Below are 16,239 nucleotides of genomic sequence, written 5' to 3'. Positions count from 1 at the left end.
TAATTTAACGATTGTTTCAACAAAAAGCTAATAAAATAGCAATTCTTAAGAATTTATAAATAAAGTGAGCTTAAATGGATTTAGGAACCGTCGTCGGCTGGGTTTTGACCCTGGTGCTTTTGTTTGGATCAATGGCGATAGGCGTTGGTATAGGACCATACATCGATATTCCTTCTGTGATGATCGTTTTTGGTGGTACTATCGGCGTTATGATGGTTGGCTTCAAGATGGAGACGCTTAAAGGAATTGGTAAATTTTATGGCATTGCTGTTAAGCCATCAGTCGTAGTAAATTTACCTGAGACTATAAAAAAAATAGTCGATTATTCAACTAAAGCTAGACGTGATGGTATCTTATCGCTCGAAAGCGAAGTAAATAATGAAACAAATCAGTTTTTAAAAAGAGGCCTTTCAATGGCAGTTGATGGCAATGAGCCAGATGCGATCAGAGCACTTTTGGAGATCGATATCGATCAAACTAGCACAAGACATTCAAATAACATTAAAATTTTTGAGCAAGTCGGCGGTTTTGCGGGTGCTATGGGTATGATAGGAACGCTCATTGGTCTTGTTGCGATGCTTCTTAACATGTCAGATCCTAGTGCAATCGGCCCATCAATGGCGGTTGCCTTGCTTACGACGCTTTATGGTGCGATGATAGGTAACATCATAGGTGCGCCTGTGGCAAACATCCTCTCTATTCGCGATGCTGATGAAGCGCTTGAAAAACAAGTCGTACTTGAGGGAATCATGTCGATACAAGCAGGCGATAATCCAAGAACGCTTGAAGCTAAACTCTTAGCATTTTTACCACCAAAAGATAGAAAAAGTCAGTTTGAATAATGGGTAAGTTAATAAAACCAGAAGAGTGTCCAAAATGTATGCCTGAGTGGCTAGCTGCTTTTGGCGACCTCATGTCACTTTTGCTTTGTTTTTTCGTTTTATTACTTTCTATGGCGACAATGGATGCTAAAAAGATGGAGGCTGCTGTTGGCTCACTAGCTGGTGCTTTGAGTGTGCTTGAAGGTGGTGCTAGACCTGAAAATCAGATAGAAAAAGAGACGGATCCAGAAAATACTCGTGCAAAAAAGATAAGCAAGCAAAAGGGCTCACAAAGTGAGCTAAATATGAATGTTAAAAAGATAAATGAATTACTAGCTGCTAGCGGGGCACCTGAGATCACTATGGAAGAGAGCGAAGATGGCTTTATCGTAAGGCTTCCAGCGGCTATGCTTTTTGATAAGGATAGTGCTGAAATTTCTGGTGAAGATGCGAAGCTATTTTTAAAACGAATAGGCATGATTGTGGCAAAAATGCCTAATGATGTAAAAGCCGATATTATCGGCCATACAGATAATATAGAACCAAGCAAAGACTCAGCCTATAAAAATAACTGGCAGCTCTCAACTGCAAGGGCTTTAAGCGTGGTTGAAGAGCTAATCAACGATGGCGTACCACAAAATAGAATAATAGCTTCTGGCAAAGCTTCGTTTGATCCGATCGCTAGTAACAGCACAGAAGATGGTAGAGCTAAGAATAATAGAGTAGAAATTCATTTCATATCGCTTGAGCCAAAAAATAAAGAGGCTACTAAGAAAAGTATCCTTGATATGAGGAATTAGTCGTGAAAGCACTGCTTGCTTTAGCGGTTTTACTTTGCACGGTTTTTGGGGCTGATCCTGCGCTACCAACTATAAATTTAAGTCTAAATTCTCCAACAAATGCCGAGCAGCTTGTAAATTCTTTAAATGTTTTACTAATCCTCACTGCACTTGCACTTGCTCCTTCGCTCATTTTTATGATGACAAGTTTTTTAAGGCTTGTTATCGTATTTTCATTTTTACGCCAAGCGATGGGCACACAGCAAGTACCTCCTTCAACAGTGCTTATCTCGCTTGCGATGGTTCTTACATTTTTTATCATGGAGCCAGTTGGGCAAAAGAGCTATAACGATGGCATAAAGCCTTATATAGCTGAGCAGATAGGCTATGAAGAGATGCTTGATAAAAGCTTAAAGCCATTTAAAGAATTTATGGTAAAAAACACAAGAGAAAAAGACCTTGCACTTTTTTTTAGGATTAGAAATTTACAAAATCCAGCAAATATCGAAGAGATACCGCTAAGTATCGCAATGTCAGCTTTTATGATAAGTGAGCTAAAGACATCTTTTGAGATAGCGTTTTTGCTCTATTTGCCATTTCTTGTCATCGACATGGTCGTAAGCTCAGTGCTAATGGCTATGGGTATGATGATGCTTCCTCCTGTAATGATCTCACTGCCATTTAAACTGCTCATATTTGTGCTTGTTGATGGCTGGAATTTACTAATAGGAAATCTTGTAAAAAGCTTTCACTAATGAAAAAATTTTTATTCATTTTTTTGCCGATATTTTTGCTTGGGTCAAATTTAAGTGTGATCGCAAACAAGGCAACGCAAAATGAAATTTCAAAGATCAAAGAGCTTGAGTTAAAAAGAGCAAATTTAAACGATGAAGCTACATTAAGCTCATATATGCCAAGTCTTAGCCTAGAGGGTTCATATGGCAAAAATGCAAGCACTTTTCCAAGTGTAGTCGCTAAAGAGTCAGCTGGCGTGCTAGCTAGGATAGATTTTTTGCTTTATGACGGCGGAGCGAGAGAGGCTAGGCTAAAGATGAGCCAGCTTTTAAAAAACAAAGCCGCCATCGCTAGCGATGAAGCTAAAAATTATCTTGCTTTTAAGGCCGTAAATTTATACTTTAATGCAGCTGCACTTGAAAATATAATCGCAGCCAAGCAGGCTCAAGCAAATTTTTTAAAAGGTGTTTTAGATAAGCTTGAAAAGGCAAACATTGCAGGCCTTGCCGCAAAAGATGAGCTTGAGAATGTAAGGGCTAAATATTACTTAGCTAATAGCACACAGCTTGAATACAAAAACAAAATGGAGCAAATTTTAAATGAGATAAATTTGCTAACTGGTGAGAAAATTTTGCCAGTAGCTGGAGCAAAGATGGCTGATATTAGCTCAAATTTAGCTTCAAAGAATGCTGAGCTTGATAGACTAAGCCAAGATATATTTTTAAGTGAAGCTAAGCTTAGCGAGGCAAAGGCTGGTTTTTTGCCCCAAATAATGCTTTATGACACATATGGATTTTATAAAAATAATTACGATATCGATCTAGGCAGGCTTAGTTCTTACCGCTCATACGTGGATAAATACTTAAAAGAAGATACGCACGGCAATAAATTTGGCGTTAGCTTTAGATGGAAAATTTTTGACTTTTTTGCCACTAGTAAGATGAGTCAAGCTAGCAAGATCGCGCTTGATGAGGCAAGGCTAAATTTAGAGTATAAAAGGCGTGAAAACGAGACAAAGCTTAAAAATTTGCAAAATGAAATTGTGGTGCTTATTTCAAAAATCGCTTCACTAAACGAATATGTAAGAGTAAGCGATTTGGCATTAAAAGCTAGCTATGAAAAGTATAACTCTGGGCTTTTGGGATATAGCGACCTGCTTGAGGCACTCTCTCAAAAATTTGACGCCATTAGTCTTTTTGAGAGTGCAAAGGATGAGCTTGAGATCAAAAAAGCGGAGTTCTTTTTTGAAAATGGCGAGCCGATTTTAGAGAGGATTAGGGATTGAAAAAGATACTTTTTTTGATGATATTTTGCGTTTTTTCATTTGCGAGCGAGGAAATTTTTGCTGATTTTGAAGTCTATGCCAAGCAAAGTTCAAAGCTTGCATTTGAGAGCAGCGGCAAGGTAGATAAAATTTTTGTAGATGTTTCAAGCCGCGTTAAAAAAGGTGACGTTTTAGCTAGTCTTGATCAAACAAGCCTTGAGATCGCTCTAAAAAAAGCAAAAAACGACCTAGCGCTTGCCAAAAACGCCAAAGAATTTGCTAAAAATACTTTTAGTAAATTTAGCCAAGTAAAAGAGGTCACTTCAAAGCAGGAATTTGATGAGGTAAAGTATAAATTTGACGAGGCAGCTCTTAGGGTAGAGAGTGCCCAGATTGCCATTTTAAACGCAGATGATCATCTTAAAAAGGCTCTTTTAAAAGCTCCTTTTGATGGCGTCATAGCTAGTAAAAATGTCGAGCTTGGCGAGAGCGCTTCGCCACTTCAGCCAGCCTTTGTCTTAAACTCCGAAGAGGTTAAAATTTTAATAGCGATCGATGAAAAATATGCAAATTTAGTAAAAGTTGGCGACATATTTAAATTTAAACTTGACGCAACAAGCGATGAAAAAGAGGTAAAAATCGCACTCATCTATCCAGAGATTAAAAGAGAGACCAGGAAATTTTACGCCCAGGCTTATGACAGCGGACTAAAGCCAGGCATGTTTGGTCAAGGCAGAGTGCTAGTTAGTAAAAGAAAATGATAAAAACAGCCATCAACCGCCCCATAACTACGCTTATGATATTTTTAAGCCTTGTTGTCTTTGGTATCTACTCACTAAAGACGATGAATGTAAATTTATACCCACAAGTAAATATCCCAATAGTAAAGATCACGACCTACGCAAACGGCGATATGAACTATATAAAAACTAAGATCACACAAAAGATCGAAGATGAAATTTCAAGCATTGAAGGTATCAAGAAAATTTACTCAACAAGCTTTGATAACCTAAGTGTAGTTAGCATCGAATTTGAGCTAAACAAAGACCTAGAGAGCGCTACAAACGACGTCCGCGACAAGATGCAAAAAGCACGCCTAAACGCAAACTACGAGATAGAAAAGCTAAATGGGCTCTCGTCATCTGTCTTTAGCCTCTTTGTCACAAGGCTTGATAATAATCAAACTAAACTCATGCAAGAAATCGATGACGTTGCAAAGCCATTTTTGGAGCGAATTAGCGGTGTTTCAAAGGTCAAGACAAATGGTTTTTTAGAGCCAGCGGTGAAAATTTTACTAGATAGATTTAAGCTTGATAAAAACGCTCTTAGCGCAAACGAAGTGGCAAATTTAATAAAGGTTGAAAATTTAAAAGCGCCGCTTGGCAAGATAGAAAATGAAAAAATCCAAATGGCTATCAAGTCAAATTTCAGCGCCAAAAGCATAGATGAGATAAGAAATTTAACGATCAAACAAGGGGTCTTTTTAAAAGATATCGCAAGCGTTGATCTCTCTTACAAAGACGCAAACGAAGCAGCGATAATGGATAAAAAAAGTGGCGTCTTGCTTGGTCTTGAGCTAGCTCCAGACGCAAACGCTCTAACCGTGATCGCTCTAGCTAAAGCAAAACTAGATCAGTTTAAAAGCCTGCTTGGCAGCGAATACGACGTAAAAATAGCTTATGATAAGAGCGAAGTGATACAAAAGCACATCGATCAAACCGCCTTTGATATGATCCTTGGCGTCTTGCTAACCATCGTAATCGTCTATCTATTTTTAAGAAATTTCTCTATCACCATCATCTCAGTCGTAGCGATACCAACTAGCATCGTGGCGACATTTTTCATCATAAATGCCCTAGGCTACGACATCAACCGCTTAAGCCTCATAGCGCTCACACTTGGCATCGGAATTTTTATCGATGATGCGATAGTCGTCACTGAAAACATCGCAAGCCGGCTAAAAGATGAGCCAAATGCCCTAAAGGCAAGCTTTGCAGGTATAAAAGAGATAGCGTTTAGCGTCTTTGCGATCTCGCTCGTGCTGCTTTGCGTCTTTGTGCCAATAGCCTTTATGAGCGGCATCGTTGGCAAGTACTTTAACTCATTTGCGATGAGCGTAGCAGCTGGCATCGTCATCTCGTTTTTTGTTAGTATATTTCTTGTGCCAACGCTTAGCGCTAGGTTTGTAGATGCTAAGGAGAGCAAATTTTATATAAAGAGCGAGCCATTTTTTGAAGCGCTTGAAAATTTCTATGAAAAGCTTTTAACTTTAGCGCTTAAATTTAAGCTCATATTTTTAGCCATAACGCTTGTGGTCGTTGTTTGCTCGTTTGGGCTGGCTAAATTTGTAGGCGGTGACTTCATGCCAAGCGAGGATAACTCGGAGTTTAACATCTACTTTAAGCTTGATCCCTCACTTAGCCTGCAAGCTAGCAAAGAGAGGCTAAAAGATAAAATTTCACTCATAAACGCCGATCCTCAGGTCGCTTACGCTTACTTCATCCTTGGCTACACAGACGCCAAGCAGCCCTATCTTGTAAAGGCTTACGTTAGGCTAAAGGAGCTAAAAGATAGAGCTAATCACGAGCGACAAAACGCTATCATGCAAAGTTTTCGTGACAAGCTAAAAAGTGATGATATGAGCGTCATTGTAGCTGATCTTCCGGTGGTTGAAGGTGGCGATGTGCAGCCAGTTAAGCTTACTATCACATCTGAAAATGGCAAAGAGCTAGAGAAATTTGTGCCAAAGATCAGCAAGATGCTAAAAGAGATAAATGACGCAACGGATGTAAATTCGCCAGAAGAAGATCTGCTAAAGCGTGTGCAAATTTCTATCGATGAAGATAAGGCAAAAAGGCTAAATTTAGATAAAGCTAACATTGCAAGCGCCGTTTATAGCGCATTTAGCGAGAACGAGGTCTCTGTTTTTGAAAACGAAAATGGCAAAGAATATGAGCTTTACATGCGTCTTGATGATAAATTTAGAAGCAGTGAAAGTGATATTTTAAGGACAAAGATCAGAAACAAAGAGGGCTTTTTTATCACACTCGGCGACGTAGCAATACTAAGTTTTGAGCAAAAGCCAGCTAGTATTTCGAGATTTAATAGGGCTGATGAGATCAAATTTCTAGCAAATACTAAAAATAACGCTCCGCTAAATAGCGTGGCAAATGAAATTTCAAAGAAGCTTGATGAAATTTTGCCAGCAAATTTCAAGTATAAATTTCTTGGATTTGTTGAGCTCATGGATGATACAAACGCTTCTTTTATCTTTACGGTAAGTGCGAGCGCGGTGCTTATTTACATGGTGCTAGCTGCTCTTTACGAGAGCTTTTTGCTGCCATTTCTCATCATGCTTGCCATGCCGCTTGCATTTTGTGGCGTTGTGATAGGACTTTTTATAAGCGGCAATCCATTTAGTCTTTTTGTCATGGTTGGCGTTATATTGCTCTTTGGCATGGTCGGTAAAAACGCCATTTTGGTAGTTGATTTTGCAAACCACTTTGCAAATAGCGGCATAGAGGCAAACGAAGCTGTAAAAATGGCTGCAAAAAAGCGCTTAAGGGCTGTTTTGATGACCACTTTTGCGATGATATTTGCCATGTTGCCACTTGCGCTTAGCAGGGGTGCTGGCTATGAAGCCAACTCGCCTATGGCTATAAGCATCATCTTTGGGCTCATTAGCTCGACCTTGCTAAGCCTACTTGTTGTGCCAGTGCTCTTTGCGTGGGTTTATAATCTTGATAAATTTATAAGAAAATTTTATGAAAGGGAGAGAATTTGAAGAAGATTTTGGCAGTTTTGCTCTTTGCTTTGCCTCTTTGGGCTGGAAATTTACTAGAGATCATCGCTCTAGCGCAAAGTGCGAAGCTTGAGAGTTTGAAAGAATTTAATAAAAACGAATATATAAATAAAAACAAGAGTAACAAACTAAATTTATCCCTTGATGGCAGATATACCTTTGTGCCTGACGAGCTAAAGGGCGGGTATATGACAAAGTCTGGATCGATAACCGCAAAGGTCGAGTATCTCATCTTTGACGGCGGTGCGAGCGAGGCTGCTGATAAAATTTTAGACCACAAGGGCGTGGAGAAAATTTATAAAAATGAAGAGCTGATGAATCTCACTGCTTTTCAGGTCGCAAAGGTCTATTTCAACGCTATTGCACTAAATTCGCTTATAAATTTAGAGACAAAATTTGTCGATAGCTTTGCTAAGGCTGCGGCTGAAAATGAGTTTTGGTTTGAGTATGGCGAGATAAATAAAGCTGAGTTTGATGCAATAAATTTCACTCTTAGTAAAAAAAGAGCTGAGCTTGACGAGCTTGGGCTTAAGCTAGCCGAGCTAAACTCAAGGATAAATTTGCTCTCAAACGGCGAGATCGGCTTTAACGCTGGCTCAAAGATAATGGTGCCTGATTTTAGCAAAGATGATCTAAGTGCAAAACTTGGAGCAATGGAGCAGGAAAAATATATAAAAGAGCAAGAAAATGAGAAACAAAAGAGTAAATTTGCTCCAAGAATTTACTTAAAAGATACGCAAAGTGTGAATAATAACAGCTTTAAAAAAGGTGAGAGAACGACTTCGCAGATGATAGGCGCTTACGCTGATGCGAACAGGCCTAGAGTGGAGTTTGAGTGGAAGCTGCCTGATAGCTTAAGTCTTAGTAAGCAAAGTCAAGTTAAACGCATTGAAGAGCAAAAGGCGGCACTTGATTTAAGCGATGAAGAAAATAGGATAATCACTCGCCTAAAAGAGCTAGAAAGCACAATCAAAGGCTTAAATGCAAAGTTAAATTTGCAAGATTTGAAGCAAGATAAGCTTGATAGTGATTTTATTGATCTGCTAAATGGCTATCTTAATGGCGAGATAAAATATGAAGAATTTTTGTTTGTGAGTGAGAAAAATTTTAGCGATAGGGCAAATTTTATCCTTGATGGCGATTTACTTGAGCTAAACAAGCTTGAGTATTTTTTTGAATGTGCAAGAAAAATAAATGAGGTGATAATTGAATAAACTGATCTTTGTGACTATTTTATGGGCGTTTAGCTTTAGTTTGATAGGTGAGTTTTTAGCTGGCAAGGTTGATAGCTATTTGGCTGTTTTTATTCGGGTTGCGCTTGCGAGCTTAGTCTTTTTGCCATTTACAAAATTTCGTGGCATCAGCCCAAAGCTAGCATTTGGCATAATGGCGATCGGAGCGGTGCAAATAGGACTTATGTATCTATTTTATTACAATTCATTTTTGTATCTAAGCGTGCCAGAAGTCGCACTTTTTACCATTTTTACGCCGTTTTACGTGACGCTCATATACGACGCATTTAGCTTTAAATTTAGGCCACTTTATCTATTTAGCGTTGGCGTTGCGGTTTTTGGAGCTTTGGTTATAAAATATGGCGCTATAAACGATGGTGTATTAAAGGGTTTTTTGCTAGTGCAAGCGGCAAATATCTGCTTTGGAGCAGGGCAGAGTGCATATAAGGCACTTTTAGAAAAATTTGACGTGGACCAAAAAAATGTCTTTGGCTACTTTCACTTTGGGGCATTTTTTGTAGTTATCGTTGCGCTTCTTACTCTTGGCAATCCAGCCAAATTTTCACTTACTTCAACGCAAATTTTAGTGCTTCTCTGGCTTGGCATAGTCGCTAGTGGAGTTGGATATTTTATGTGGAACAAAGGGGCTTGCGAGGTCGATAGTGGCGTACTTGCTATCATGAATAATGCTCTCATTCCAGCTGCTATCATCGTAAATTTAGTCTTTTGGCAAAAGGATACAGATTTAACTAGGCTAATTTTAGGCGCTGTTATAATGTATATATCTTTGATAATTCACAACAAGATAATGAAATTTTATGGTATGAAGATCGCTTAGGCGTAAATTTTATAGCTGGCAATAGCAAAACACAGAAGTCCAAATAGTGGCAAAATGTAGAATATTGATCTAAATTTTATAGCTAGAAGTGAAGCGATATTATAAAAGATAAAAATAATGGCTGGCACGAAAATTTTAGTCGAGCTTAGTCTAAAATTTAAAACATTATTTAGCAATCCATCAAAGATGTCGCCATACGAAGCCATATGAAGTGCGGCGCTTAATGGATAAAAAATGCTAAAGATGTAGTTGATGGTAAGGACGCTAAGCTGCTGTAAGCTAATGAGTGGAAAGAAATAAAGCACGCAAATTTCCATTGCAAAGCAAACATATAAATTTAAAAGTATAAGATGAATGAAGGGTGAAAATTTATCTTTTAGATGTTTAAAATATAAAAATATGTAAAAAACGCCCATAAGCGAAAAGTAAAAACCTACGCTAAAAAGTAGCTGCGGAAAGAGTGATATACTAACAAGTGCCACTATAAAAAGTGTTTTGAAGTTTAAAATTTTAACGCCTTTTAACGTGCAATAAAATCCTAAAATGCTCATTAAGAACGCTCGCAAAAAGCTTGGTATAAAGCCTATTATAAAAAAGTAAAATGACAAGACTATAAAAACGACAATGGCTAGATCAAAGTTGTAGTTTCTAAAAGGTAAAAATCTTGCATATAAAATTTTTAAAAGCGGCCTAAATACAAAAAATATAACTGCGCTTATAAAACCTAAATGATAGCCACTTATGGCTATAAGATGCGCTATACCAAGGTGCGAGACGTCATCTCTTAACTCTGCATCGATACTTGTGCCTAAAAATAGAGCCGAGTAGAGTTGTGAAATTTTACTATTTTCATGCTGGGCGTAGATTAGTGATTGTAGTTTTTGATTGATATTTGGTGTGACTTTTTGTGGTAGTTTTTCGCGTGAAAAGCTAGGCATGTAAAAGGAGGAAGCGAGATAATCTTTAAAACTAACGTCTAAATTTATGACGCTTAGAAATATATTATCTCCAGCTTTAAAGTCATCTGTTTTGGCTCCAAGCGTATAAAATAAAAACTCATCAGTCTTAAGCTTTAAAATTTGCCTTTTCTTGCCGTCATCTCCAAGCTTTTCGTAGCTAGAAATCACGGTTGCTGTTAGCTCTTGTTCGCCTTTGTCCATAAAAATTTGATATTTATGGTAGCTAATAGCCAAATTTATAGAAAAAATACAAAGGCAAATCAGACAAAATATAGTAAAAATTTCTCTATTTTTTAAAGCTTTAAAACGCATCAGCCTTCAAATGAAACATCAGATACTGGCATTGCAGACATATCTTCAAATCTTGAGTGTTGCTTTTGAAAGAGCACATCAACTGAGCCAGTTTCGCCATTTCTGTTTTTGCCAACGATGATCTCGGCCTTTTCTTGAAGCTTATTAAAGACGTGATTACTCTTGTACTCTTTGCCCTCGGCACTTGCGCGTTTTTCTTTCTCTTTTTCTTCTTGTTCTAGATAAAACTCATCTCTATAAACAAAAAGAATGATGTCAGCATCTTGCTCGATCGCACCTGACTCTCTTAGATCGCTTAGCATAGGGCGTTTATTTGCGCGAGATTCAAGGCTTCTATTTAGCTGAGAAAGAGCGATGATTGGCATATCTAGCTCACGTGCCAAAAGCTTTAATCCACGAGAAATTTCAGCTATTTGGACGTGACGATCAGCGTAGTTATTTGTACTCATCATAAGACCGATGTAGTCGATCACACAAAGTGAAATTTCAGGATGCATAGCCTTTAGTTTTCGCATTTGCGTTCTTACTTGATGGATATTTACATAGCCACTATCATGCACAAAAAGCTTGCTAGCAGCAAACTCCTCGCAAGCATCGCTAAATCTAGCCAACGCTTCATCATCCATCTTTGCAGTCATTATGTCTTGAAGTGGGATAGAGGTCTTGCTCGCTAGCATTCTCATCATTATCTGCTCAGCTGGCATCTCGAGCGAGAAAAAAACAACTCCAGCATTATTTTTTAAAACCTGACTCATAAAATTTAAACAAAGTGTCGTTTTTCCCATGCCTGGACGAGCTGCGACGATGATGAGGTCTCCATTTTTAAAGCCCTTTATCATCTCATTTAGCTTCTTAAATCCAGTATCAAGTCCAACGATATCTTTTTCGCCAAGTAAAGCTTGAGCATTAATATGATCCATCATTTTCATGATGATCTCTTTGCCTTCTTTTATGACTCCAGTGCTTCCACCTTCTATCAAAGAGTAAAATTCCTGACTAAGATCATCGACCATATCGCGACTTGGCTTATCTTCATTTACTTTGCTTGGTATATTGTGAGCGATCTTTACAAGACTTCTTTTTATGGATTTTTCTCTTAGTTCGTTTGCGTATTTTTGAATGTCTATTAGGGAATTTGTGCCCAAAATATCTAGTATTAGCTCTTCGTCGTATTTTTCGCCAAGTCTATTTTTTAAAAATGGCATAGTTATAGGATCATCGCTATTTAGGCATGCTACCATTGCATCATATATTTGCGAATGCCCTTTTAGATAAAAATCCTTTGCCTTAACAATGTCAAAAATTTCACCTAAAATATCGTTGTTTTGCAAAATGGAGCTTAGTATAGCTCGCTCCATATCAATGTCGTAAAGGTTGGTAAATTCTATCTCGTTAACTCTTTGCTTTGCCACAACTTTTCCTTTAGTCTCTACTTTTTATCTCATCATCGATCTCTTGTAAAAATCTATCTACAAGCTCGCTTTCAGGCAGTCTTGCGACCACTTCGCCGTGACGCATTATCATGCCATTTCCTTTGCCAAATGCTATGGCAACATCCGCACCTTTTGCTTCACCTATAGCATTTACCACGCAGCCCATGACTGAGACGTTTAATGGCTCTTTTATGCCTTTTGTTTTTTCTTCTACGAGCTTTACTGCCGCCATTAGATCAGCTTGCAAACGCCCGCAAGTTGGGCATGAGATGATATTTAGTCCCTCTTTTTGGCGGCCGCTATCTTTTAAGATCGCCTTTGCAACTTTGATCTCTTCTTCAAGCTCGCCAGTGATGCTAACTCTCATCGTATCGCCTATACCCTCAAGCAAAAGCCCACCAAGAGCGATCGCGGACTTGATAGTGGCGTGAAAAGTGGTACCTGCCTCAGTAACGCCAAGATGAAATGGATAATTTGTCTTTGGACGAAGCGCTCTATATGCTTGCATAGTGCGCTCTACGTCGCTTGATTTAAGTGAAATTTTAATGTCTGTAAAGTCAAAATCCTCAAGAAGCTTGATGTTATACATGGCACTCTCCACCATCGCCTCCACCGTGCGGCCGTATTTGTCCTCAAACTGCTTTTCAAGCGAGCCAGAATTTACGCCGATACGGATAGGTAAATTTCGCTGTTTGCAGGCATCAACTACTGCTTTTATGTTTTTGGCTGAGCCTATATTGCCGGGATTTATGCGGATAGCATCGACAAATTCGCTAACGATGAGCGCATAGGTGTGGTTAAAATGAATGTCTGCAACGACTGGAATAGGTGAGCCCGCAACGATTTGCTTTAGCGCGCTGGCGTCCTCTTTGTCAAAAACTGCGCAGCGCACGATGTCACAGCCCGCAAAATAAAGCCTCTGTATCTGCTCTAGCGTGCCTTTTACGTCTTTTGTCTTTGAAAAAGTCATTGATTGCACGGATATTGGCGCGTCGCCACCTATTAAAACATTGCGAATTTTTATCTGTTTTGTTGGGTATCGTTGCAAAATTTTGCCTTTAAATTTTTATTGGGGATTATAAAGAAAAATGGCTTTTAAAAGGCTTGAAAATTTATTTTTAATAGTTTATAAAAATTAGTATTTTTATTAGATGTAGTTTCTAAAATTTTACTTACTCTTTATAGCCAACTTATCAAATTTCATAATACTTTCATAAGCCTTAGGTTTCTCTATTATCTATTTTAAAATTTACCATGTCTTTGTTGGATAGTTTTTAGACTAGCATTTTTAACTAAAATTGACCGGGTCTATATCAATATCGCTAAGCTCGCTTTTGCAGAGGTTTGCAGCTTTTAAAAGAGGTATATGAGAGTTTGAGCGAAGTAAAATTTCATATCTAAATTTGCTTCCAAGATACTCTATCTGGCACTTTCCGTATCCTATGATCTCAAGCTCATCGCTTCTTAAAGATTCTATTCTTTGCACAAATTCATTCAATATATTTTTTACTATGTGTTCATCTTTATGTGAGATGATAATGCGAAGAAGCCTAGTAAATGGTGGATATAGCCCCTCTCGGTAGCCAATCTCTTCTTTTAAAAATGCGTCGTAGTCGCTAATGAAGCCTTCAAAAAATTCTCTTTGTTTACTTTGGATGATGACTCTACCAACTCCGTTTCTACCGGCTCTGCCAGCTACTTGCATAGCAAGGGCAAGAGTTCTTTCTCTGGCTCTGTAATCAGGAAAGTTTAAAAGCTCATCAAAGCCCATAATAACAGCAAGCTCGACGTTGTGATAGTCGTGCCCTTTGCTTAGCATCTGCGTGCCTAGCAGGATGTCTATCTTGCCGTCGTTAAATTCTTTTAAGGCCTTTACAAGCTTGTTTTGCGTCGTTATCTCATCCCTGTCAAATTTAGCGATTCTGGCATTAGCAAATTCGGCTTGCAGTCGCTCTAAAAGTTCGCTCGTACCGATCTTTTTGGCCTCTATCATCTCGCTGCCGCACTGGTGGCAAGTTTTAGACACTGCCATTTTATGCTCACAGTATTGACACTTTAGCACGTTTTGTTTTTTGTAATAGCTCATACCGATACTGCAAAATGGGCACTTTAACGTTTCACCGCAGTTTTTGCAGACTAGATATTTAAAATTTGCCCTTGTTGGCAGGCAGATGACAGCTTGTTTTTTATTCGCGAGTGTCTTTGAAATTTCATCTTTTAAAATTTCACTAATTCCAGTCTCGCTCTCATCGAAAATGTAATTTTTTTGCGAATCAAAATATGTCCCTTTTAAGCGAAAGTGCTCCTGCTTGTAAAAGCTAGTAAGGCTTGGCGTGGCACTTCCAAGCACCACTTGTAGGTCAAATTTGCTAGTTAGAAAGAGGGCAAGGTCTCTTGCATTGTAGTGGGGCTTTGAGCCTGTATTTTTGTAGCTATCGTCGTGTTCTTCGTCGATGATGATAAGTTTTAGCCTCTCAAGTGGTAAAAATAAAGCCGACCTCGCACCTGCAACGAGTCTAACTTTCCCACTTTTTATATCTTTTAAAATTTGCTCTTTTTTCTTTGACGTGATCTTTGAGTGCCAGACTGCTACTGCCTCGCCAAAGAAGTTCTCAAGGCGTTTTTGCATTTGTGGCGTGAGTGAAATTTCGGGCATTAAAAATAGCGCCTGAGTACCTGCATTTAAAATTTCTCTGATCTTTGCTATGTAAATTTCGCTTTTTCCGCTTCCAGTGTCGCCAAAGATGAGTGAAATTTTACGTTTATTTATAAAATCCAAAGCCTCTTGCTGTTTTTCGCTTAGTTTGGGTGCCACATTAAAATTTTGATTTTCATAAAATTTATCTACTGCAATAGTGTTATTTGGTTCAAATAAATTTAGGCTGACGCCAAGCTCGCATGTGTAATATTTTGAGATAAATATTGCCAATTCGCTTTGCATTGAAGTTAGATTAATCGGTAGAATTTCTAAAATTTTACTTGTTTTAAACTCTGGTTTGCCAGTCTCTTTTACGATAAAAGCAGTAAGAATTTTGCCTTTTAAAGAAGCCTTTACGCCTTGAAATTTTTCTAGTTTTTGATCGCTTTCATAAGTGAGTGGGGCTAAATTTAGCCCATAAAATGCGAGTATATAATAATGCATTACTGAAGTGATTTGCAAATTTCATTTTCATCGCTGCAACCAAAATCGCCAGTATTTTTATCGTATTTGAAATTTGCTACTTTGCCATCTAGTCTAAATGTATATTTGTCATCGTTTATTCTGTGCCAGCCATTTTTGCTACCGCTATCTTTTATCGGTATATTTATAACATTTTTAAAGAGTTTGTTTGGATCGCCATCATCTAGTTTTTGTGGAAATTCTGGCTTTGCTTGCAAAATATTGTCATTGTATTTTAGTGAAATTCCACTTCTTATAGCGGCAAGTTGAGTTTTGGCATTTGAGATGGTAGCATCACTTCTAGAAAAAAATAGCCTAGGTATAGCGACTGTGCTTAAAATACCTAGTATAACTACTATAAATATCAGCTCAAGCAAGGTGTAAGCTCGTCTTTTCATCTCTATTCTCGCTTTAATATCTCATCAACGTTGCCAGTTAAATTTTTTACTGCCTTTATCACAGCATAATTTTCATAACATTTTTCTATAAAGGCATTTAAAAGCTCTTTTGGCTCGATAAATTGGCGTCCGCCCATTAAATTTTGCCAGTCATCTTCAAAGAATTTAGCAAAATCATCATCAAGCGTGATCGTGTAGTCGCGAGATGATATCGTGAGCGTTATTTTTTTCATATTTTAGCCAAGCTTATCTGCCAAGGACAGCTTCGATTTTTCTCATTACATCGTCAGCTTCGGTATTTTTCTTGTCAAGATCCTCTTCTAAACGCATGATTTGATTACTTTTTGCCTCATTTTGTGCTTTTAAAGTTACGATCTCGTTGCGTAACTCTTCGTTCGTTTTGCAAAGTTCGTCATATTTTGTAATCAGGTCATTTACTTTATCGCTTAGTGTGGTTAAGATCGCATTATCTTCAAACATAAAAGTTCCTTTAAAATAATAATTAG

The 16,239-nt window shown here is 38.1% G+C and carries 15 protein-coding genes; 8 read left to right on the top strand and 7 right to left on the bottom strand.

Annotated elements, in window-relative coordinates; genetic code table 11:
- Nucleotides 1-74: 74 nt before the first annotated feature.
- From CVT18_RS01490 to CVT18_RS01455, 8 genes are read left to right on the top strand one after another with little or no spacing between them, the layout of a single operon-like run.
- Nucleotides 75-842 carry a motility protein A gene (locus tag CVT18_RS01490; RefSeq protein WP_021091276.1) on the top strand — a complete coding sequence of 256 codons (768 nt, stop codon included), beginning with the start codon at nucleotides 75-77 and terminating at the stop codon, nucleotides 840-842.
- Complete coding sequence (locus CVT18_RS01485) at nucleotides 842-1,621, top strand: flagellar motor protein MotB (protein WP_035167452.1); 780 nt, start codon at nucleotides 842-844, stop codon at nucleotides 1,619-1,621. The genes CVT18_RS01490 and CVT18_RS01485 overlap by 1 nt, the downstream gene beginning before the upstream one ends.
- A gap of 11 nt (nucleotides 1,622-1,632) precedes the next feature.
- The gene (gene fliP / locus CVT18_RS01480) at nucleotides 1,633-2,355 is read left to right on the top strand and encodes a flagellar type III secretion system pore protein FliP (protein ID WP_374048483.1); all 723 of its coding nucleotides are present in this window, start codon (nucleotides 1,633-1,635) and stop codon (nucleotides 2,353-2,355) included.
- The gene (locus tag CVT18_RS01475) at nucleotides 2,355-3,620 is read left to right on the top strand and encodes a TolC family protein (RefSeq protein WP_107824133.1); all 1,266 of its coding nucleotides are present in this window, start codon (nucleotides 2,355-2,357) and stop codon (nucleotides 3,618-3,620) included. Before fliP ends, CVT18_RS01475 begins: the two co-directional genes overlap by 1 nt.
- Complete coding sequence (locus CVT18_RS01470) at nucleotides 3,617-4,360, top strand: efflux RND transporter periplasmic adaptor subunit (protein ID WP_103628368.1); 744 nt, start codon at nucleotides 3,617-3,619, stop codon at nucleotides 4,358-4,360. Before CVT18_RS01475 ends, CVT18_RS01470 begins: the two co-directional genes overlap by 4 nt.
- Entirely contained in the window at nucleotides 4,357-7,383 is a 3,027-nt protein-coding gene (locus tag CVT18_RS01465; protein ID WP_103628369.1) for an efflux RND transporter permease subunit, read from the top strand. The genes CVT18_RS01470 and CVT18_RS01465 overlap by 4 nt, the downstream gene beginning before the upstream one ends.
- A complete protein-coding gene (locus CVT18_RS01460) occupies nucleotides 7,380-8,615 on the top strand; it encodes a TolC family protein (protein ID WP_107824132.1) in 1,236 nt (411 codons plus the stop codon). Before CVT18_RS01465 ends, CVT18_RS01460 begins: the two co-directional genes overlap by 4 nt.
- Complete coding sequence (locus CVT18_RS01455) at nucleotides 8,608-9,471, top strand: EamA family transporter (RefSeq protein ID WP_103628371.1); 864 nt, start codon at nucleotides 8,608-8,610, stop codon at nucleotides 9,469-9,471. The genes CVT18_RS01460 and CVT18_RS01455 overlap by 8 nt, the downstream gene beginning before the upstream one ends.
- Here CVT18_RS01455 and CVT18_RS01450 read toward each other — a convergent pair.
- From CVT18_RS01450 to CVT18_RS01420, 7 genes are all read right to left on the bottom strand, one after another.
- The gene (locus tag CVT18_RS01450; RefSeq protein ID WP_103628372.1) at nucleotides 9,468-10,742 is read right to left on the bottom strand and encodes a ComEC/Rec2 family competence protein; all 1,275 of its coding nucleotides are present in this window, start codon (nucleotides 10,740-10,742) and stop codon (nucleotides 9,468-9,470) included. The two genes, CVT18_RS01455 and CVT18_RS01450, sit on opposite strands and share 4 nt — an antisense overlap.
- A complete protein-coding gene (locus CVT18_RS01445) occupies nucleotides 10,742-12,154 on the bottom strand; it encodes a replicative DNA helicase (RefSeq protein ID WP_072594392.1) in 1,413 nt (470 codons plus the stop codon). Before CVT18_RS01445 ends, CVT18_RS01450 begins: the two co-directional genes overlap by 1 nt.
- Before the next feature lie 10 nt (nucleotides 12,155-12,164).
- A complete protein-coding gene (gene ispG, locus CVT18_RS01440; RefSeq protein WP_107824131.1) occupies nucleotides 12,165-13,223 on the bottom strand; it encodes a flavodoxin-dependent (E)-4-hydroxy-3-methylbut-2-enyl-diphosphate synthase in 1,059 nt (352 codons plus the stop codon).
- Nucleotides 13,224-13,463: 240 nt separating this feature from the next.
- Nucleotides 13,464-15,317, bottom strand: coding sequence for a primosomal protein N' (locus CVT18_RS01435; protein WP_107824130.1), 1,854 nt, complete (start codon nucleotides 15,315-15,317; stop codon nucleotides 13,464-13,466).
- Entirely contained in the window at nucleotides 15,317-15,733 is a 417-nt protein-coding gene (locus tag CVT18_RS01430; protein WP_103628375.1) for a type II secretion system protein, read from the bottom strand. Before CVT18_RS01430 ends, CVT18_RS01435 begins: the two co-directional genes overlap by 1 nt.
- A gap of 2 nt (nucleotides 15,734-15,735) precedes the next feature.
- On the bottom strand, nucleotides 15,736-15,966 hold the full coding sequence (locus CVT18_RS01425; protein ID WP_103628376.1) for a hypothetical protein: 231 nt from the start codon (nucleotides 15,964-15,966) through the stop codon (nucleotides 15,736-15,738).
- Between the two features lie 13 nt (nucleotides 15,967-15,979).
- On the bottom strand, nucleotides 15,980-16,213 hold the full coding sequence (locus CVT18_RS01420; protein WP_021091279.1) for a cell division protein ZapB: 234 nt from the start codon (nucleotides 16,211-16,213) through the stop codon (nucleotides 15,980-15,982).
- Nucleotides 16,214-16,239 lie beyond the last annotated feature (26 nt).

This window comes from Campylobacter concisus (genome assembly GCF_003048405.1).
GTDB classification, from domain to species: Bacteria; Campylobacterota; Campylobacteria; order Campylobacterales; family Campylobacteraceae; genus Campylobacter_A; species Campylobacter_A concisus_Q.
The sequence above is the reverse complement of the archived record's forward strand: the minus strand, read 5'-3'. Positions and strand labels throughout refer to the sequence as shown.